The 19,869-nt window shown below is 53.4% G+C and carries 21 protein-coding genes; 8 read left to right on the top strand and 13 right to left on the bottom strand.

The genetic code is table 11. The features are described from left to right. Positions 1-11: 11 nt before the first annotated feature. The 3 genes from hflC to QLH52_RS09875 are packed head-to-tail and all read right to left on the bottom strand — an operon-like array spanning position 12 to position 3,348. Positions 12-878: a protease modulator HflC gene (hflC, locus tag QLH52_RS09885; protein WP_033156700.1), complete on the bottom strand. Its 867-nt coding sequence runs from the start codon at positions 876-878 to the stop codon at positions 12-14. Next, a complete protein-coding gene (gene hflK, locus QLH52_RS09880; RefSeq protein ID WP_205453957.1) occupies positions 875-2,038 on the bottom strand; it encodes an FtsH protease activity modulator HflK in 1,164 nt (387 codons plus the stop codon). Before hflK ends, hflC begins: the two co-directional genes overlap by 4 nt. Before the next feature lie 50 nt (positions 2,039-2,088). Further along, a complete protein-coding gene (locus QLH52_RS09875) occupies positions 2,089-3,348 on the bottom strand; it encodes a sigma-70 family RNA polymerase sigma factor (protein WP_205453958.1) in 1,260 nt (419 codons plus the stop codon). 91 nt (positions 3,349-3,439) lie between these two features. Between QLH52_RS09875 and QLH52_RS09870 the strand changes: the two genes are divergently transcribed. Together QLH52_RS09870 and QLH52_RS09865 are read left to right on the top strand one after the other, a co-directional pair. Further along, positions 3,440-4,342, top strand: coding sequence for a MerR family transcriptional regulator (locus QLH52_RS09870; protein ID WP_101051880.1), 903 nt, complete (start codon positions 3,440-3,442; stop codon positions 4,340-4,342). 296 nt (positions 4,343-4,638) lie between these two features. Continuing rightward, entirely contained in the window at positions 4,639-5,448 is an 810-nt protein-coding gene (locus tag QLH52_RS09865) for a bestrophin-like domain (RefSeq protein WP_205453959.1), read from the top strand. 134 nt (positions 5,449-5,582) lie between these two features. On the opposite strand, the gene QLH52_RS09860 is transcribed toward QLH52_RS09865, so the two are convergent. After that, on the bottom strand, positions 5,583-5,816 hold the full coding sequence (locus QLH52_RS09860; RefSeq protein WP_205453960.1) for a VF530 family protein: 234 nt from the start codon (positions 5,814-5,816) through the stop codon (positions 5,583-5,585). After that, complete coding sequence (locus QLH52_RS09855; protein WP_319961416.1) at positions 5,809-6,072, bottom strand: RNA recognition motif domain-containing protein; 264 nt, start codon at positions 6,070-6,072, stop codon at positions 5,809-5,811. Before QLH52_RS09855 ends, QLH52_RS09860 begins: the two co-directional genes overlap by 8 nt. Positions 6,073-6,327: 255 nt before the next feature. Between QLH52_RS09855 and QLH52_RS09850 the strand changes: the two genes are divergently transcribed. From QLH52_RS09850 to QLH52_RS09825, 6 genes are all read left to right on the top strand, one after another. Continuing rightward, positions 6,328-6,735 (top strand): DUF2750 domain-containing protein, encoded by a 408-nt coding sequence (locus QLH52_RS09850; RefSeq protein WP_240348278.1) that lies wholly within the window; start codon positions 6,328-6,330, stop codon positions 6,733-6,735. A 161-nt stretch (positions 6,736-6,896) separates the two neighbouring features. Then, entirely contained in the window at positions 6,897-8,597 is a 1,701-nt protein-coding gene (locus tag QLH52_RS09845) for a copper resistance system multicopper oxidase (protein WP_319961415.1), read from the top strand. After that, positions 8,584-9,279, top strand: coding sequence for a copper resistance protein B (locus QLH52_RS09840; RefSeq protein ID WP_253734398.1), 696 nt, complete (start codon positions 8,584-8,586; stop codon positions 9,277-9,279). The genes QLH52_RS09845 and QLH52_RS09840 overlap by 14 nt, the downstream gene beginning before the upstream one ends. 66 nt (positions 9,280-9,345) lie before the next feature. Next, positions 9,346-10,407, top strand: a complete 1,062-nt coding sequence (rlmN, locus tag QLH52_RS09835; RefSeq protein WP_319961414.1) for a dual-specificity RNA methyltransferase RlmN — start codon at positions 9,346-9,348, stop codon at positions 10,405-10,407. A gap of 36 nt (positions 10,408-10,443) precedes the next feature. After that, entirely contained in the window at positions 10,444-10,998 is a 555-nt protein-coding gene (locus QLH52_RS09830) for a cyclin-dependent kinase inhibitor 3 family protein (protein ID WP_033156690.1), read from the top strand. Between the two features lie 14 nt (positions 10,999-11,012). Continuing rightward, entirely contained in the window at positions 11,013-11,687 is a 675-nt protein-coding gene (locus tag QLH52_RS09825; protein WP_319961413.1) for a hypothetical protein, read from the top strand. 118 nt (positions 11,688-11,805) lie between these two features. Here the strand turns inward: QLH52_RS09825 and QLH52_RS09820 are convergent, their stop codons facing one another. The 8 genes from QLH52_RS09820 to QLH52_RS09785 form a co-directional block, all read right to left on the bottom strand. Further along, on the bottom strand, positions 11,806-13,239 hold the full coding sequence (locus tag QLH52_RS09820; protein ID WP_319961412.1) for an aminotransferase-like domain-containing protein: 1,434 nt from the start codon (positions 13,237-13,239) through the stop codon (positions 11,806-11,808). A gap of 117 nt (positions 13,240-13,356) precedes the next feature. Further along, positions 13,357-14,628, bottom strand: a complete 1,272-nt coding sequence (locus QLH52_RS09815) for an MSMEG_0569 family flavin-dependent oxidoreductase (protein ID WP_319961411.1) — start codon at positions 14,626-14,628, stop codon at positions 13,357-13,359. Between the two features lie 34 nt (positions 14,629-14,662). Next, complete coding sequence (locus QLH52_RS09810; RefSeq protein WP_319961410.1) at positions 14,663-14,950, bottom strand: MSMEG_0570 family nitrogen starvation response protein; 288 nt, start codon at positions 14,948-14,950, stop codon at positions 14,663-14,665. Continuing rightward, positions 14,943-16,118 carry an MSMEG_0565 family glycosyltransferase gene (locus QLH52_RS09805; protein WP_319961409.1) on the bottom strand — a complete coding sequence of 392 codons (1,176 nt, stop codon included), beginning with the start codon at positions 16,116-16,118 and terminating at the stop codon, positions 14,943-14,945. The genes QLH52_RS09810 and QLH52_RS09805 overlap by 8 nt, the downstream gene beginning before the upstream one ends. Positions 16,119-16,120: 2 nt before the next feature. Next, on the bottom strand, positions 16,121-17,170 hold the full coding sequence (locus QLH52_RS09800; protein WP_319961408.1) for a sll0787 family AIR synthase-like protein: 1,050 nt from the start codon (positions 17,168-17,170) through the stop codon (positions 16,121-16,123). Further along, complete coding sequence (locus QLH52_RS09795) at positions 17,167-17,709, bottom strand: MSMEG_0567/Sll0786 family nitrogen starvation N-acetyltransferase (protein WP_319961407.1); 543 nt, start codon at positions 17,707-17,709, stop codon at positions 17,167-17,169. The genes QLH52_RS09800 and QLH52_RS09795 overlap by 4 nt, the downstream gene beginning before the upstream one ends. Position 17,710: 1 nt before the next feature. Then, positions 17,711-18,823 (bottom strand): MSMEG_0568 family radical SAM protein, encoded by a 1,113-nt coding sequence (locus QLH52_RS09790; protein WP_319961406.1) that lies wholly within the window; start codon positions 18,821-18,823, stop codon positions 17,711-17,713. Continuing rightward, complete coding sequence (locus QLH52_RS09785) at positions 18,801-19,796, bottom strand: Nit6803 family nitrilase (protein ID WP_319961405.1); 996 nt, start codon at positions 19,794-19,796, stop codon at positions 18,801-18,803. Before QLH52_RS09785 ends, QLH52_RS09790 begins: the two co-directional genes overlap by 23 nt. Positions 19,797-19,869: the final 73 nt, after the last annotated feature.

Here is a 19,869-nt window from a genome sequence, read left to right as displayed (position 1 = left end):
TGTCTCCTAACTTACTTTTCGCTGGAGAAGTATTTGAAAAAGTCGGAGTTTGGTTTTAACACCAAAGTATCCTGAGTTTTTTCAAATGAGGTTTGGTATGCCTGCAAGCTGCGGTAGAACGCATAAAACTCGGGGTTTTTACCGTAGCTTTTCGCGTAAATTTCCGCGGATTGCGCATCACCGCGACCGCGAATGCTTTCCGCATCGCGCTGGGCATTGGCAACTATCACGTGCTTTTGCTTATCGGCTTCCGCGCTGATTTGCTCGGCGCTTTCGGCACCTTGAGAACGGAATTCTCTGGCGACCCGCTCGCGTTCGGCACGCATCCGTTGGTACACCGAGCTGCTGACTTCCGGCGGCAGATCGATGCGTTTAACGCGGATGTCGATCAATTCAATGCCGAACTTTTCGGCGGCCGGCGCTAATTTAGCCAGCAAGGTTTGCCTTAGTTCGTTGCGGTCTTCGGAGATCAATTGCTTGATGGTCCGTACACCGAACTCGCTACGCATGGCGTCTTTCATGATTTGGTCCAGGCGCAGATTGGCTTGAAACTCGTCGCCGCCGACCGTGGTGTAAAAGAGACCCACATCACCGATTCGCCATTTGACGAATGAGTCAACAATAACGTTCTTCTTCTCGGAGGTAAGAAAACGCTCGGATTTGGCATCCAAGGTCAGCACACGCGCATCAAATGTACTGACGTTATTGATGATGGGGGTCTTGAAATGTAGCCCGGGGGTGTAGTCGGACGTGACCATCTCCCCGAGACGAAACAAAATGGCTTTTTCGTTTTCTTTGACGTAAAAAACCGACATATAGGCCAGTACGCACAGGGTTAAACCGGCCGGAATTAAAACTTGGGTGGTTTTGCTGCTCATGGTTTGCTCCTGCTAGGACGTAATTCGTTGCCGGTTGATTTGCGAACGGCGTTTTTGTCTCCGTTGTGCGGTTCTGCGCTAACTTCCGGTTCCGTATGGCTGGCCGCGGGCTGCGCATGTTGAGTCATGGTTTGCGGCAAGGGCATATACATCATCGGGCTGGATTGGTCTTCGTTCAGCATGATTTTATTGGTGCTGCTGTACAGCTTTTCTTTGGCTTCCAGGTACAAACGCTTGCGGGTGATGGCAGGGCTTTTTTCGTATTCCACCAGCAATTGATCGAAACGCTCGGTTTCGCCTTTGGCTTTGGCGACTTTCTCGGCTTCGTAAGCTTCCGCTTCTTGAATAATCCGGGATGCGGCGCCGCGCGCTTTCGGAATCACTTCGTTAGCGTAGGCTTCCGCTTCGTTAATCAAACGTTGCTTGTCTTCTCTAGCCCTGATCGCATCTTCAAATGCGCCTTGCACTTCTTCGGGTGGTTGTGCATCCTGCAAGTTGACGCTGGCAATGCTGATGCCTGCCTTGTAAGCATCCATGGCTTCCTGGATTTGCTCTTTGATCTCGGCGACGATTTGGCTACGGCCTTCGGTTAACACGAAGTCCATATTGTTGCGGCCGATCACCGCGCGCTCCACGCTTTCAGTGAGTTGTTTCAACGTGTTTTCGTTGTTTTTGACATTGAACAAGTAGTCTCGGGCGTTATTGATTTGATACTGCACAGCCAGACGCACGGTAATGATGTTTTCGTCGGCGGTCAGCATTAGCGATTCCTGCGGAATCACAGATGATTTGTTCACCCGGCTGGCGTCGGTGTAGCCCACTTCGATAAACCGTTGTTGCTCTACGTTGACATTGGCGACGCTTTCGATAGGCGCGGGAATATGCCAGTGTGGGCCGGGTAGGGTGGTTTCCGTGTAAGCGCCAAAGCGGCTTACCACGCCTCGATTGCCTTGGTCCACGATGTAAACGCCGCTGGCCAGCCAGACCACGGTCAACGTGCCACCTACGGCGGCGGCGATGTTGGTTAACGAAAACATACTCTTATGATCGTTGAAGAAGTCGCCCGCTTTGGTAGAGACGTGCTTCCACTGCTTATCCAGTTCCAACTTCCAGTCGGACTGCGGCGTTTGCTTACTGGTGTTTTGTTTTTCTGATGACATAATCACTCCTCTTGTAGTGTTAGCCTGACCTGGGTCAATGATTGTTATTGTTAGCCGTCCTTGGGTTCGAGAAATAGCATAAGGTCAAAGCCAAATTGTTGTTTCAGTTTTTTTAATGCTTCATTTTGAATTTGCCTGACTCTCTCCCGAGTAACATGCAGCTGATCCGCTACTGCCTGCAAGGTCATTTCCGTGTGATCGCGCAGACCGAAACGCATGGTTAATATCGCCGCCTGTTTTTCCGGTAGCGAAGCAACTGCTTTGTCGACATATTGAGCCAGATCCTGATCAATTAGTTCATCGAGTGGCAGACTGAATTGATGCTGCTGCATTTTTGCCATCAATTCCAGGTTATCGTCATCATCTCCTATAGACGCATCCAAAGAATGCGTGGCCTGATAGTAGCTGCTGATGGTTTTAATCTCTTGCTCGGATAAATCGCAAGCCAGTTTTAATTCGGCGATGCTTGGCCAGCGCTCATATCTAAGGTAGCAACTGCGCATGGCTTCGAATACGGTGGCGGCTTTTTCGGCCAAAGCCACCGGCAAACGCACAATTTTTTCTTGTTTGACGATCAGGCGGGATATGGCCTGTCTGATCCAATAAATGGCGTAAGTGGAAAAGCAGATGCCGCGATCCGGGTCGAATCTGTCTACTGCTTTAATTAGCCCGACCAGACCTTCCTGCATCAAATCTTCAAAGCTCAAGTTACTGGTTTTGTACTTGTGCGCCACGAACGCCACCAATCCGGTGTTGGCGGATATCATTTCCTGGCGCAAGCTTCTTAATTCCCGTTTGGCTTTGCCCAAGCGTTTTTTGAAATCTGCGCCGTCTTCTGTGTCCGTGGTCAATATGCCCTCTGCTTGCGCCGCACTGTCCAACAAAAATACCGGTAACAAGTGCAGGCTGTACAACAAGCGATTGACTGAACGGGCGATCAGGGATTGTTGTGCAAACTCCGAACCCATAAGTTGTACAACATTCTCGGCTTGTACAACTTTGCCCTGTCCGGTATTCTCACCTTCAAGGCCTGAGTTGTTCCTGTACACCGACTGGCTATTGACCAGTAATTGCAACAGCCTTCTATAGTCGTCTGAGTTCTTAGCGACAATCAAGTCCGAGCTGTCCACTCCGGAGTTGAGGTCGTTCAAGAACCTGTTAATTATCAATATGTTGGTTTGCTTGTTTTCCAGTAGCAACCCTAACAAAGTCTGCCTGGCCTGTTCAACTTGAACGGCAAGTGAGTTGGGTTGGGATTCTGTTATCGAATCCATCTCGCTATCGATTGGCAATGCGGCTAAGTTGGACATAATCAATTCACTTGGTTATTTAAGTTGTTGGCAAATAACTTACTAGAATGTAGAATGTTTGTCAAAGTATTTTCTATACAAAAGTTGAACAATGTACTCAATTAAAGCGATTACCTCCTTAACCGGATTAACAGCGGAAACACTAAGAGCCTGGGAACGTCGCTACGCCTGCATCATGCCGGCGCGGAACAGCACCGGGCGGCGTTTCTATTCGCAACAGGATTTGGAAAAATTGACGCTATTGGTCAATCTGACCCGAAAGGGCCATCCCATCGGCAAGCTGGCGACCCTGGACAACCAGCAACTACAAGACTTCCAGAAGCAAGTCAGCGTACAACCGGCGAAAGAACAGTCGCCTTTGTTAGCGCAGATCATCGACTCGTTGAAACAATATAGAATCGAACGCTGCGAACAGTTGTTGAAGAAGGCTCTGATTGCCGCCGAGCCCTTGGACTACGCCAGAGACATTTTGTTGCCTGCCTTGCAAACAGTGGGCGAACTTTGGCATGACGGAAAGTTGAACATCGCCCAGGAACACATGTTTTCCAGCTGTATTAAGCGGATTGTGTTGAGCATGGTGAACAATTTGCACCACCACTCGAAAAACAATCCGGGCATGCTGTTCGCCACGCCGAGCGGCGATCCGCACGAGTTTGGCATATTGGTGAGCTGCCTAATTGCCGCTAACCAGGGATATAACTGCTACTACTTGGGTGCCGATCTGCCAGCCAAAGATATTATCGAGGCTTGTCAGCATTTGAAGCCGGACGTCATAGTCATGGGCTTGGTCAAGACGCCGCCGGAGCAAGTGACCCTTGACGAATTACAGCTGATCATAGATTCGGTCAGCAGTGAGCCCACCCAAGTATGGTTGGGCGGCAGCGGCGCTTATTTTTATTACACGCAATTGCAAAATGATTTAAGCCACTGCGAGTTGATTACCGATATTGATCATTTCAACGCCAAGGCCCAGCAACAGCAGTTGTCCAACTGAATGATAGGTTAAACTCAGGCAGCGGACCCGCGAGGCTGCTTACCGAGCTTGGCTTGGGCCTTAATCTCTGAGTCCTTCGGCTGCGCTCAGGAGAGCCTTGTCGAAAGATATGCCAGATCAGGCGTCGACAGACTCAGCCCCAATGGTGTACCCGTGTTAAACAAGGCCGAATTAATAGCTGAAGGACTTTGCGCTTCCGGCAGATGCCGGAATGACAAATTTTCACCTGTCCTCCATAATCAAGCCACGGTAAGTTTGCCCAAATTTCCTGTCAGTTGCTTTTGCCAATTCAAATCATGAACGAGATTACTTACGACATCGATAGTTTACTGATCGCCTGTGTGTTGCTGGTATCCATGGCGCTCACTATCGAACTGGGTTATCGCTTGGGTTTAAAAATTAACCCTAAGGTGGATGATAATTTCAAAGCCCATGTCAATTCGATCTCCGGGTCTTTACTCGGCATTCTGGCATTGCTGCTGGGGTTTACCTTCTCCTTGTCCTTACAGCGCTACGATAGTCGCAGCGAGGCGGTGGTCGACGAAGCCAATGCTATCGGCACTGCTTATTTGCGCGCGCAATTATTGCCGAAGCCGGTCAGTGCAGAAGTCAGCAGCTTAATACGCAACTACCTGGATTTGCGGGTAAGAACCGGTACTGTTGATCTCACTCAGCGTGGGCAGAGGGAAGCGCTGATCGCGGAGGCCGGACGCATGCAAACGAAGCTTTGGGATTACGCCCGGCAAGTGAATGAACAGGCACCCAGTCCGGTTACCACCGGTTTGTTTATCCCCGCCTTGAACGATTTGATCGATAATTTTGGCAAACGCGATGCCGAGGTGAAGCGGCATGTACCCGAGTTGGTGCTGGGTTTGTTGTACATCACCTTTGTCATGAGCGGGGCGCTGGTGGGTTATACCAATGGTCTGGCCGGACATCGCACATCGTTCGTCACTTACATCATGGTCTGGCTGATTGTGGTCATGGTGTTCATTATTCTGGATTTGGACCGGCCGTATCGGGGCGTAATCCGGGTGAGTCAGCAGAGCATGATCGATTTACAGACTGCTATTCGCGATGATGGCGGTGCCGAGAGCCGGCGTTAGCAGTTTTTAACAGCAGGATACTTTCCAGGTTTCCCGGTCCATCAGTATGGTCGCGTCGCCGGCAATCGTTTTTAACCACAAAGACTTGCACGTCTGGTTGCCCTGGGCCAATAAGGCCGCATCCGCATAGCGCGCTAATCTTGAGTTTTTGTCCACGAACTCTGCAAATAAAGCGCCTCAACCTTTTGCCTCGCCCACGGCGTTTTACGCAAAAACTTCAGACTGGAACTAATACTGGGGTCTTTGGCAAAGCAGTTGATGTCGATGCGGCTGGCCAATTCCGCCCAGCCATATTTTTCTACCAAACGGGTCAGTAGTGTTTCCAGCGTGATGCCATGCAACGGATCTTGCTTGCCGGGTTTAGTCATCGGCAGCTTCGCCAGTGTTGGTTTCGGCCTTCTTCACGCGAATCCGGTTGCCGTCCATTTCCAGACCATTCAGGGTTTTGATGGCGGCCTTGGCTTCGCCGGCTTTGGGCATCTCTACAAAGCCAAAGCCTTTCGAGCTATGGGTGTCTTTATCCATCACCAGCGAACAGGACTGCACGCTGCCGTGTGCCGCGAGCATGGCCCGTAATTCGGCTTCGGTGGTGGTGCGGGGAAGATTGCGTATCAGTAATTTCATGGGTTTACTTGTTTATGCTAAGGGCCCGCAACTATACAACTTATCGGATTAGGCTTTTTTGCTAAATACGCGCTGTGCGGCAATAGCTTGAGGTTTTGTCGCTTACGCGACAATCAATCGCTTAGTCAACGCGCGGCGATAGGGCCTATTTGTGCGCAAACCCGACAATTCGCCGAGTTTGGCGGGCTAAATGGTGGCCGATTAGCGTGGTGCGATTATTGCTGCAAAGTGGTTTTCCATTTCCGGATCTTTACTATGCGCTACGAACCCTACCAAGAAGAATATGATGCAGCTCAATCCATGAGCGATGAAGATCTGTTGGAATATTTTATGTATCGCATCGTCGAAATGGACGAAGTCTGGGGCTTGAAGGAAAGCCGGCAATGGATCTTGCGGGTGGTGGACGGTCACGAAACCTTGCCGGTCTGGCCCTACCGGCGTTACGCCGACGAGGCGGCGGTCGGCGAATGGGAAAACATGATAGGCGTGGCGGAAACGCTGGATTTTTTCATGTACCAAATCTTGAACAAGCTGACCGCACAGGGCGTATTAGTAGAAATCATGCCCCGAAAAGCGGCGGCCGGCTGTCTTATAAGTCCGCAACGCTTGTTTAGTTTTCTGGAAGGTATGCGCGATTCGCGCGACTTTGTGCTGGACGATTAACGCCGTAATCCAGAGCCTGACCGAGCTTGCGGCACGTGGGAGCAACGATATTGCGGCCGCGCTAATTAGTCACCAGCAAAACCCGCGTTGGCGTTCAGTAAAGTATCGATCCCTTTAAAAATGTTAGAGTAAACACCTGCTAATCGGTCTTTAGAGGTGTTATGCACTATTGGGATTTCTCCGGCGCTAGGTATTCGGCGGCTTGGCTATTGCTGGCTAGCTTGGTGTCCAGCGGGACCCAGGCCGATGTTTATCGTTTGTCGATCTCGGAAAAATCGATCAATCTAATCGGCGAAACCCAGCAGGCCGTGCTGGCGGACGCTGCCTTGCCGGCGCCCACCTTGCATTGGCGGGAAGGCGAGGACGTGACCTTAGAGGTTACTAATCTACTCAAAGAATCCACTTCAATACACTGGCACGGCATCATTCTGCCTTACCAAATGGACGGCGTGCCGGGCATCAGTTTCGACGGTATTGAGCCGGGCCAGACTTTTACCTATCAATTTAAAGTCAAGCAAAACGGTACCTACTGGTATCACGGCCATTCGGGTATGCAGGAGCAACTGGGCTTGTTCGGCGCGCTGATCATCGCCCCACAACAGGAGCAGCAAACGGTAGATCGCGATTATGTGGTCATGCTGTCCGACTGGCCGCGTGCCGATCCGCAACGGACCATGGCCCGCTTAAAAAAGCAAAGCGACTATTACAATTTTCAGCAGCGCACAGTGGGCGATTTCTTCGTCGATATTCAGCGCTTGGGTTTTTGGGAGACCGTTAGTGATCGGCTGGCCTGGGGTGAAATGCGTATGGAGCCTACCGATCTGGCCGACGTGACCGGCGCCAATTACCGGTTTTTGATCAATGGCCAAACCGCGGAAGCGAAACCGCACTATCTGTTCAAGCCTGGCGAAACAGTGCGTTTGCGCTTTATCAATGCTTCGGCAATGACCCATTTTGATGTGCGTTTGCCGGGTCTGAAAATGACGGTGATTGCCGCCGACGGGCAACCCGTCGAGCCGGTTGATGTGGAGGAGTTTCGGATAGCGGTCGCGGAAACCTACGATGTGTTGGTGGAGCCGCAAACCGAACAGGCTTACAGTATTTTTGCCGAGGCGATGGATCGTAGCGGTTATGCCAGCGCGACGCTGACGCCACGCGCGGATCTACATGCTGAACTGCCCAAAATGCGACCCATGACTTTGTTGACCTTGGCGGACATGGGTGGCGAGCATGCCGGCCACTCTGCTCATGAAGTGCCGGATGAACCAGCGGTCGCTGCGGAAGTTGCGCACTCGCACGCAGAGCACTCGCTTACACAAGATTCCACCATGATGGAGCACAGCGGCCATCAGCATGCCACTGCCGAGGCGCAGTCAAATCTACATGCCGGCCACGTCATGCCAGTGGCTGATGCCAGCGATACCGCCAAACCGTTGAGCTATAGCCAGTTAATCGCCGCGCAACCCAACCATGCGCTAATGGGGCCGCCGGATCGGGAAATCAAACTCAGGCTAACCGGCAATATGCAGCGCTATATCTGGTCGTTCGACGACACCAAGTTTGCGGATGCGGAGCCGATTCGGGTCAAATTCGGCGAGCGGATTCGCTTTACCTATGTCAACGAAACCATGATGAACCATCCCATCCATATCCACGGCCTGTGGCAGTACCTGGACAATGGGAATGGCATGTACAACCCGAAAAAACATGTGATCAACGTCAAGCCCGGTCAGACGGTGAGCGTCGATGTGCCGGCAGATGCGGAAGGCGAGTGGGCCTTTCACTGTCATCTGCTGTATCACATGGATACCGGCATGTTTCGTAAATTGATCGTGGAAAGGGCTGAGCATGAACATCGTTAAAGCCCTGTTCAGTGCTCGCAATGCCTGGCTTTGCTTGGCCTTATTCTGTTCCGTTGCTACTGCGCACGATAGCTCGATGATTTTTAATCATTTCAAGGCCGACAGATTGGAATACGAAGGTAATCAAGACTTGCATCTGTTCAAATGGGACGTGCAAAACTGGACCGGCACCGACGAAAATAAACTGTGGTTGAAATCAGAAGGCGATTATTCCGCCGATCAAAACATCTTTGGCCGCGCCGACTTGCAAGTGCTGTATAGCCGAAATATTGATACGTTTTGGGACTTTCAAATCGGTGCGCGGCGGGCGATAGAACCGGAGCGCACGTTTGATGCGGTGATCGGCTTTCAAGGGCTGGCGCCGTATTTTATCGAAGTGGACAGTGCGATGTTCATTAACGAGAAAGGCAACGTGCTGGGGCGATTGACGCTGGGTTACGAAATGCTCTTGACCCAACGCCTGATTCTGCAACCGCGGGTGGAAGTGAATGTAGCGGCCGAAGATATAAAAAATCGCGGCGTCAAGGCCGGCATTACCGAGTTTGAAGCCGGCTTTCGCTTGCGTTACGAGATCGCACGCGAATTTGCGCCTTATGTGGGTATGGACTATGTCGAGGAAGAATCACTCCGCGAGCACCAACACAGTCTACGAGGTGTCGTCGGGGTGCGGGTGTGGTATTGAGGCATTGCGGATCTGCGTAGATTCGGAAAATAATACCCAATTTTCAAGCCTGCAGGGATAGGTAAAATGTCGGCATTGCCAGGAGAAGTTTTGAAACAATCTTTTTACGATTTAAATTATGCTGATTTAGAAGCCGTTATAAAGCAGAATGATTTAAATCAATCGGTAGCAGGTATTCTATTTAATTGGCATTATAAGAAAAAAGAAAGCATGCAATGCCGAGATAATATTTCAAAATCCTCATTGGCTTTTTTTGAAAAACATTTCGATTTTTCCTTGCCGGAAATCGATACCGTGCAAGAGTCGTCAAAAGATCGAACAGTAAAATTTCTGTTTAAGCTCAAGGACCAGCACAAAGTCGAAACTGTCCTTATTCCGTTTAACAACAAATATTCTATTTGTCTGTCCTCGCAGGTTGGCTGCGCCATGAATTGCTCTTTTTGTTTTACCGGAGAACAAGGGCTTAAGCGGAATTTGACTACCAGTGAAATGGTTGGACAATTTCTGCAGGCTTGGCGTTGGTTGGCAAGCAACAGGCCAGGAGAAGAGCGGATTTTAAATATTGTTTTTATGGGGCAAGGCGAACCTTTACATAACTTTGACGCCGTTAAAAAAGCCTGTGAAATTTTTTTATCGCAACGTGGTACGTCAATTGGCGTGCAAAAGATTACGATTTCAACGGCCGGTTATATTCCCGGACTGAAAAGATGGCTCCAGGAAGTGCCCGGCGTGAACTTGGCCTTATCGCTGCATTCACCGTTCACTGAAAAAAGGAATGAACTTATTCCGATTAATAAAAAATATCCGCTCGCTGAAGTATTAAATTATATTGACGCCATACCTTTGCAAAAGAAACAATTTATTACTTATGAGTATATCCTGATAAAAGGTTTAAACGATACTGCGGATGATGCTAAAAAATTGGGCGCGTTACTGCAAGGCAAAAGGGCTTATATAAATTTAATTCCATTTAATGCTTTCCCTGGCTCACGTTACGAGAGTCCTGATCTGATTGAAGTCGAAAATTTTAAGGCAATTTTAGATACCTTTAGAATCCCGACCTTAATAAGAGGCACTAAAGGTGATGATGTATTAGCGGCATGCGGACAACTCAATTCTAAAAATTAAAAACTCCTCCCTTCAATATTCCGGCAGGATAGCAATATGACAGCTGTACGGACCAGCCACACACATCCGCTGCAGATCGCAGAACTGCGTGCGAGTCCTGCGCATGGAAGGATCGGCATTACTTTCTGCCCCGGCAAGCACGACCACTTTGCTTACACGGGGGCCTGGGAGCGCGACCTCGGTATCGATTTGGATGCCATCGCTGCCTGGGGGGCAAAACTGGTGTTGACACTCGTCGAACCCGCAGAGCTTAAAGCCCTCAAGGTGCCGCAGATCGGGCATGAAATTCGCCGACGCGGCATCGAATGGCGCCATTTGCCGATTGCCGACTTTTCCGTGCCTACTCTGGCTTTCGAACAGCAGTGGGTCACACAAGGCCATGAGATCCGAGAGATGTTGCGCAGCGGCCAAGATGTGCTGGTACATTGCAAAGGCGGCTTGGGTCGGGCGGGCATGATCGCGGCGCGGCTGTTGGTGGAACTGGGCATGGACGCCGAAGAAGCGATCAATGCCGTTCGGCACGTGCGTAAGGGCGCCATCGAAACACCGGCGCAGCTTGCGCTGGTGCGTCGCACTAAACCCATCCCTTAAGCCGGCGCATAACGATGTGTGCCGATACTGCGACTATTGATACCACCACCCTGCAACGGATAGGCGGGCAATTGGGTAGCAATCCAGCAGGCATTTTTCAGGACAGTAACGGTCGACGCTACTACGTGAAAACACTGGAATCTGCGGCGCATGCGCGCAATGAGCTGATCGCAGCCGAGCTCTATCAACTGGCTGGAGCGCCCACTTTGACCTATGTGAGAACAATTGCGGCGGACCAGGTGGCGACAGAATGGGTCGAACTCACCAAAAAATGCATTGCTCATCTGAATGACAGCGAACGCAAACAGGCACGGTACTGGTTCGGTGTGCACGCCTGGACCGCCAACTGGGATGTCGCCGGCTACAATGGCGATAACCAAGGTGTTGCCGGTGGCAAAGTGCTGACATTGGATGTGGGCGGCGCATTGGCCTTTCGGGCTCAGGGCGATCCGAAAGGCAAAGCATTCGGTACCTGCGTCGACGAACTGGAGCTGTTGCGCCGCGATACCGATAACCCGCACGCCGTCAAACTCTTTGCCGAGATGAGCGCCGACGACATCAAGCAGGCCATAAACGTGGTGTTACGGATTCCGGACGAGAAAATCCGCCAAGTCATTCTTGACAGCGGCGGTACCCTGGCCTTGGCTGACAAAATGATTGCACGCAAAGCCGATATGGCAGGGCGCTAGTCTGTTTGTGCGGCAGCGCTAATGGATTGGTTACGAGCGGCAAAAACCCGCCGGTCGCGGTCAACATCCAATTTCATTAGCTAAGACAACTATACCCACGTTATCAAATTAACTGCAGTCACTGGGGATTTTGTGCCAGCAAATCCCCAGCAATATCGCCCAACTTCTTCAACGCCTTTTCTACCCTGTCGTTCCAAGGCACGGCGCAACTCAAGCGAATGAAATTGCCGTATTTCTTTTGCGTGGCCGAGAATAAGGGGCCGGGAGCGATGATGATATTTTCCTGGCTGGCCCGGCGGTGCAGTGCCATGGCATCGACGCCGGCCGGCAGTTCCACCCACAAGGCAAAACCGCCTTCGGGCTGGGTTACTCGCGTGCCTTCCGGGAATAACAGGCTGACCGCGTTCACCGCCAACGCCACGTTGCGGGCATAGTCCTGACGCACATGCCGCAGGTAGCGGTCGTAACCGCCTTGCTCCAACATCTGCGCGACTATCAATTGGTTCAGGGTTGGCACGGCCTGATGCTGCATGTATTTCAGGTTTTCCACCCGTGCCATATAGCGGCCCGGCACCAGCCAGCCCACCCGCAAGCCTGGCGACAGGGTCTTGGCGAAGGAGTTGCAATACAACACCTGGCCGTTTCGGCTCCAGGCTTTGCAGACCGAAGGCCGCCGCAAGCCAAAGCCCAGGTCGCCGTAGACGTCATCCTCGACCAGCGGAATCTGATGTTGTTCCAGCAAGGCCACCAAGGCTTGCTTGCGCTCGTCGCTCATGCACGAACCCAGCGGATTGTTGTAATTGGAGACAAGCAAACAGGCTTTGATCGGCCATTGCTCGATGGCCATTTGCAGCGCATCCAGCGACAAACCGTCGCGCGGATGCGTAGGAATCTCCAGCGCTTCCATGCCGCAGGATTCGATGACTTGCAATAAGCCGTAAAAGGTGGGCGATTCGATGGCGATCAAGTCGCCGGGTTCGCAAATAGCCATTAACGCCAGCCTGACCGCTTCGCGCGCGCCGTGGGTAACGACAATGTCGTCCGGGCTGTCGGCGCATTGCAATTCCACCATGCGCTTGGCGATTTGTCGGCGTAGTTCCTGACTACCCAGCAATTCGTCGGCGTCGAAACAGCGTTTACCAAAGCTGCGCGCCACCTTGCCGGTCGCTTGTTGCAGCGCATGAGTGGGCAAGAAATCGGCGTGCGGTACCGACGAACCCAGGTTGATCTGATACGGGTCCTTGGCGGCGCGGAGGATTTGCCGGGTCAGCGATTGGCCGGTGACCTTGGCTGGCGTCACCGGCGCATCGGAAACTTGCGGTTCCACAATCGCCTGCCGGCGAAAGCTGCTGACATAGTAACCGGAACGCGAGCGCGCCTGAATCCTGCCGCTGTCTTCCAACATCCGATAGGCTTCCAGTGCGGTTGAGATGCTGACATGCAATTGCTGACTCAACTTCCTGACACCGGGTAGCTTTTCGCCTGGCTTGTAAACACCCTGCTCGATATGCGCAATCACCGTATCCGCGACGTTTTCGTACAAGTGTTTCATGTTTTTATCCAGGTTAAGCCATGCATTTGCACCGTGCATCCACTCGTTTAAGTTCGATCAATAAGCCGTATTATAAAGCCCACTCTATGCTGGCCTTGCCGCACTGACGGCCAATTATTAAAGCTCAGCCACCGCCTTAACCGCCAATTTGCTCTGAATCACGTCCGCTAAATACTGAGCATCGTCGGCAATCCCCAGGAACCGTCCGGAACCCCAAGTATGCAACCAGGGCAAGCCGATAAAATACAGACCGTCCACGTTGCTGACTCCACGATCGTATTGCGGGAAGCCGCGGCCATCGAATGCCGGCAGCTCTATCCAACGATAGTTCGGTCTAAAACCAATGGCCCAGATGATGCTGGTGATGTTTTCGGCATCCGCATCAATGCGGGTAGGATCGAACTCGGGTTCCCATACTTTGCGGAACGGCGGTTCGACCGGAGCATCGATATTATGCTCGGCGATGTAACGGTCGATGTCATTGCGGATGTTGACGTAGATTTCGTCGGCATCGTCCAGGTTTTTGGTCAAGTCGGGTAAAAATTCCAATAGGCTGCCGTTGATATTGGTCATGCTGCCGTAAAGTTTCACGCCTTCCAAGGCAAACCGGCGCAAATCGATTTCGTGACCACCGCTACGCCCGGTTAGATAGTGATTGGTTTTATGTTTGGCTTCGTCGCCCAGGGGATGGCGGTCTATGGTCAATTGATAAAAACCCAGGTCAAACAACCATTCCGTGGTTTCGCGGCCGCGATACATACGCGGCGAACGCGGGGCGCTACCAACTGCCAGATGCACCTTGCGGCCGGCCAAATGCAAGTCTTCCATTAACTGCACGCCGGATTGGCCGCTGCCGACCACCAGCACTTCACCGTCGGGCAATTGCTCCGGATTGCGGTAATTGACGGAATGAATCTGGGTGATGTGTTTGGGCAGGCTGTGGGCATAGTCGGGCACGATAGGAATGTCGTAGCCGCCGGTTGCGACCACGACATGGTCGGCGGAAAATTCGCCGGCCGAGGTGCTGACATGCAATTGGTCTTGCTCGCCACGCCAGACTCGATTCACCGAAACACCTTCCATGATGGGTGGATTCACTTTTTTGGCGAAAGCTTCGATGTAATCGACGATTTCATCTTTCAGCATAAAGCCTTTTGGATCGTCGCCCTGATAAGGATAGTCCGGCAGTTGGCATTGCCAGTTGGGGGTGACCAAACAAAAACTGTCCCAGCGGTCGTTGCGCCAAGAATGGCCGATGCGGTGTTTTTCGAAGATGATGTGGTTGATACCGTGTTGTTGCAGCTTATAACTGACGGACAAACCGGCTTGGCCGCCGCCGACGATAATCGTGTCATAGTGCAGGCGGGTGTTTGCTGATTTTTCTTTCATGGCGTCCTCGTCTATTTGAGTGGGGTGTGTTGGCTTATTCGATGAACTCGATCACGCTTACTTGGGGATTGTCGCTATCCAAAAATTGGCTGGCCTTGGCTTCGATTTCCGCCAGTTGGCTCATCGCGCTGGAACAGGTGTAGCCGTATTTCTGCCGTACCCGCTCGCTGGCTATTTCCAACGCTTCGCGGCTGTACTTGACGAATTCCGGCAAGGGATAGCTTTGTCCGGGTTGGAAATAATCCTTGATCACCAGTGACGGCGAATAACACAGGCTTTCGATTTGGTCCGGCCAGCGGACGCGGAAGCGCATTTCAGGCATGTTGAGTTCCTTTGGCGTTGATGAGTGAACGGTAAATTTCAAGATGGGTATTGGCCGACTGCGCCCAGGAAAATTCGCGGCTTAAGCGCTGCGCGATGTTGGGCAGGTTTTCCTTGGGAAAATCATCGATGGCCGCCAGCATTGCTTTGGCGATCGCTGCGCTGTGTTCCGGATCGGTCCAGATGCAGTCCTGATCCTGCAAGTAATCGGTAAACGGCGGCCGCAGCGAAACGATAGCCGGCGTGCCGGAGATAATGGCTTCCAGCACCACCAGGCCAAAGCCTTCGGTCAATGATGGAAACACCAGTGCGTCAGCCAGACGAAACAAACTCGGCATGTTCGCATCGGGCAATGGGCCGGTGATGATCAATGGTTGGCCGTGCCCCTCCTGAATACCGCTCTCGAAAACAGCGTCATTGAATCGCTGGCGATACTCATCATGATTCAACAAGCTGGCGCCGCCGACAATGATCAACTGCGCATTGGGACGCTGCTGCAAAACTTGTCGGAATGCGGCGAAGATGCGTAAAGTATTTTTGCGCGCCTCGATGCCGCCGACCGCCAGGAAAATCGGCTCGCCACGGGTCAAGCCCAGCGATTGGCGCAGGGTTTCATCGTGGGCTTGCGGCGCGGGCGAATAGCGTTGCACATCAACGCCGTTATTGACTTGGGTGGCAGCAATCCGATGCTGCTTGTGCAACTTGTCCTGCCAATCTCGGCTAACGCATAAGACTTGTTGTGCCGCCAGAAACGAGCGATTTTGCCAGTTCGCCAATGAAGCGTCGTCGAAACTATCCAAATGATGCACGGTGCGGACAAAGCCATTGATGATGCCGCGTTCGCTAAGTTCGGCCATCGCGCAACCGCTGATGGCATCCTGAGCGTGGTAAATATCGAATAAGTCGGTAGCGGATTGGCTGAAGTAATCGATATACGCCTGGATGCGCTGACCGACAGCGGCGACCAGCTCGCCGCTCAATATCGGCAGCGGTATCAATATTGTGTTGCAGCGTACGGCGCGAAAGAATTTTTTTCCGGGTTCCGCTGCGGCGATCAAGGTCACATCGTGTCCTAACTCCTGCAAGGCCTCCGCCAATTGCATCGCATGCACCACGCCGCCGCGCGGGTTAACGGAATGGGTCAGCATGGCAATGCGTAGTCTTGGCATGGCTAGTCCTGCCGGTTTGGGCCGCAGCCGATCAGGGCTTCGCTGTTTAAATCCCAGAGCAGTTGCTCTGCGTCGCCGGCTTTAAGCCGCAACCGGCCACTGTCGTCAGTCTTGCCGATGGCCGCGCAAGCGATGCCGCGCAGGCTAAACAGTTCGATCACGTCGCCGGTGTCATGGGTATCGACGCTCAGCACGAAGCCGTAGCTGGGAAAGCAGCGCAACCATCTTGCCAAATCGATGTGGCTTGGACGCGGTATGGCGTTAATATCGATCACGCCGCCCAAACCGGAGCACTCCAACAGCATCAATAAGGTGCCGATTACGCCGGCATTGCTGATGTCCTTGGCGGCATCGCATAGGCCGGTTTCGGCCAGTGTTGGCAGGATTTCCAAATCTTGGCGTAGACGTTCCGGTGGCGCGCCGGTGCTGGCGTCCCACCACAAATAGGGTTCGCGAAAATGGCCGCGCAAATCGATGGCTGCCAGCAGTTGTTGTTCCGGTTTGGCGGCGAAACTGCTCAACAGTTTTTGCGCCCGACCCAGGATAGCTACCGATAATTGCGGGCGGTCGTTACGCAAATTGCTGTGGCCTCCAACCACCGGCACGCCGTAGACTTGCGCGGCCGTTGCCATGCCTTCCAGTATCGGCTTGGCTTGGCCAGCGCCGTCGCTCCAGATCGCATCGACCACCGCGATTGGCCGGCCGCCCATCGCGTAAATATCGCTGACGTTGACCATCACGCCGCAGTAGCCGGCAAACCAGGGTTGGCTGGCGACGAAGTCGTTCAAATACCCTTCGCTTGCCAGTAGCAGGAAGCCGTCGCCGTCGGGGATGGCCGCGCAGTCATCGCCCACGGGTACATCGTTCCCACGCTCCGCGTGGGAATGCAAGCTGAACCGCTCCGCGGTTCGGGACGCCGGAGCGTCCGGGGCTGGGTTCCCACGGAGACCGTGGGAACCATAAAGTTTCCCCACCACCTCGGCGATGTCGCGCTTATGCGCCAGCCCCAAGCCTTGTTGAATGCTCTTGGTCAATTCAGTCAATGAACTCATGCCGCGATCCGACTGGTCGTTACAAAACCGATAGCGCCGTTGGCATAAGGCGGATACCAAGCCAGGTCCGCTTGCATCAGATAATGCGGCCGCCCGTGCATCGCGATTTCCTGCAAGGTTTTCCAGTGCAGTCGGCGGAACAGCAATTGGTTGCGGCTTTGCACCTGCGCCAGAAAGCGGGTGCAACCCTGGGCGTGGGCGCTGGTTACCGCCAGTTTGATTAAAGCGGCGCCCAGACTGCCTTGTTTGCGGTAGTCCTGATCCACCGCCAACCTCGATCCCCACCACACGCCGGGTTGTTCCTGATGAATACGCACAGTGCCGACAACGCGATCCGGCAGGCCGGCGACGCAGGCGATGGCGACGATAGGGGTGGCGATGTGGTCGATGTCGTCCAGATCGTCGCCGGCAAAAATACCTTGTTCTTCACAGAACACGGCTTGGCGCAGCGCCCGCATTTGCTTGCGTTCCCAATCTTCGGTGACGAATTTGATCAGGTAAGCGTTGGCAAAATACGGTTTAAAGTCGTTGCTCCACATCTCACACCTCATAACTGGCCAGTGCCGAGCAGGCTGCGCATTTGGCGCAACCGGCTTTCATGTCTTGGGATATCAGGTTTGCCTGCTTCAGCATCGCGCCCAACGGCGGCAGGATTTTCGCCATAAACGCCGGTGTCGGTGCCGGATGGTTTTGCAAGGGTGTGCCGCTGATCGGCACGAACGGCACCACGAAGGGGTAAACGCCTTTGGCGATCAACTGTTCGGAAATCGACAGAATCGCTTCCGGCGTGTCGCCCAAGCCCGCCAGGATATAGGTACTCACCTGACCGCTACCGAACACCGCTACCGCGGCGTCGAAGGCGTCCATGTAACGTTCCATCGGTACGCCGGCCTTGCCGGGCATGATGCGTTCGCGCACTGCCGGCGTCACCGCTTCCAGATGCATGCCCAAACTATCAATGCCGCAAGCCTTCATGCGCTCGAACCAGACGTCGTCATCCGGCGGCTCGCATTGGCCTTGAATCGGCAGATCGACGAACGCCTTAACGGCTTCGGCACTTTCGCAGAGCAGTGCCGCGCCTCTGTCGGTGAGATTCGGCGTGCCGGTGGTCATGACCATGTGTTTGACCTGATCCAGTTCGACCGCGGCTTTCGCGACCTCGGCCAGTTGTCCAGGCGTTTTCCGCAAGATGGTTTTGCCCGCCGCCAGCGACTGGCCGATGGCGCAGAACTGGCAGGACGTTTTGCGGTTGCCGTAACGGATGCAGGATTGCAGCAGCGTGGTCGCTAACACATCTGCCGAATGCAGCGTGGCGATCTGCGAATAGGGAATGCCGTCTACCGTTTGCAAATCATAAAAACGTGGCTGGCGCGGGAATTGAACGTGGCTGACCACAGCGCCGTCTCGGCGAATCTCGCTGATACCGTTGACATCGGGCCGACTGGCGACGAACGGCGACTCGCAAGCCGAGACCGTGGCAATCGGTATCATCACAGTTCGGCCCGACAAGTTAACGGCTTTGTGGTCAGAAGGGCCGGCACCGCCACGCCGTCCTGTGATGCCGACTTCGCTGCCTTCCAGGCGTAAGCCTAAGGATTGCAGATCGGCGATCAGCTCTGCCACGCCGGCTTTAGTTTGTGCTGATAGCATCATCGCGGTCGCTCTCTTGGATGGGGTGAGATGAAACGGCTGGCAGGTCGCTGAACATCGGTACCGCCGGCCTGTCGGCTATGCGCAAACTAAGTAGTTCCGGCCGGGCGTAATGGCCGACCGAATCCATCATCCGTTTACGTTTGGTGACTAAATTCATATCCAGATCGGCGATCAGTATGCCTTCGCCTTCCCGCAACGGTTCGACCACATGTTGGCCTTCCGGCGAAATGATGGCCGTGCAGCAACCGCCGCGCAGGGCTTTTTGCAGGGCTGGCTCGGTAGTGACCGCGTCGATTTGCTCATCGTTGAGCCAGCCGGTGGCGTTGATGACAAAGCAACCGGATTCCAGCGCATGGTGGCGGATCGTCACTTCAATTTGCTCGGCAAAGATCGGCCCGACCAAGGAGCCGGGAAACTGGCTGCAATGAATCTGCTCGTGCTGGGCCATCAACGCATAGCGGGCCAGCGGGTTGTAATGTTCCCAGCAGGCCAGCGCGCCGATACGGCCGATGCCGGTTTGCACGACCTTTAAGCCCGAGGCATCACCTTGACCCCAAACCATGCGTTCGTGATAAGTCGGGGTGATCTTACGGCGTTTCAGCGCCAGGCGGCCGGTTTCATCGAAAATCAGTTGCGTGTTATATAAGCTGCCGTGGTCACGCTCGTTGATGCCCAACACCACCACAATGCCATGCGCCTTGGCTTGCGCCGCGACCGCGTCGGTAATCGGTCCCGGTACCGTCGGCGCGTAATCGTAAAGCTTCAAGTGTTCTCGGCCCTGGGTGACCGGCGGCATCACGAAGGAAAAGTAGGGGTAATAAGGCACGAAGGTTTCCGGGAACACCACGATTTGTGCGCCTTTCGCGGCGGCGTCGCTGATGGCTTGGCAAACCTTGTCGCCGGTGGCGGTGGCGGATTCGAACACCGGCGCAATCTGTACCGCCGCCGCTCTGACGATGTTGGGATTGGTCACTTTTTTCTCCTGTGGATGATCAACAAGCTCAAAACGTAGGTTGGGCTGAATGCAATGAAGCCCAACAATTTGA

The organism is Methylomonas defluvii (assembly GCF_033949435.1).
In the GTDB taxonomy this organism is placed as follows: Bacteria; Pseudomonadota; Gammaproteobacteria; order Methylococcales; family Methylomonadaceae; genus Methylomonas; species Methylomonas defluvii.
The sequence above is the reverse complement of the archived record's forward strand: the minus strand, read 5'-3'. Positions and strand labels throughout refer to the sequence as shown.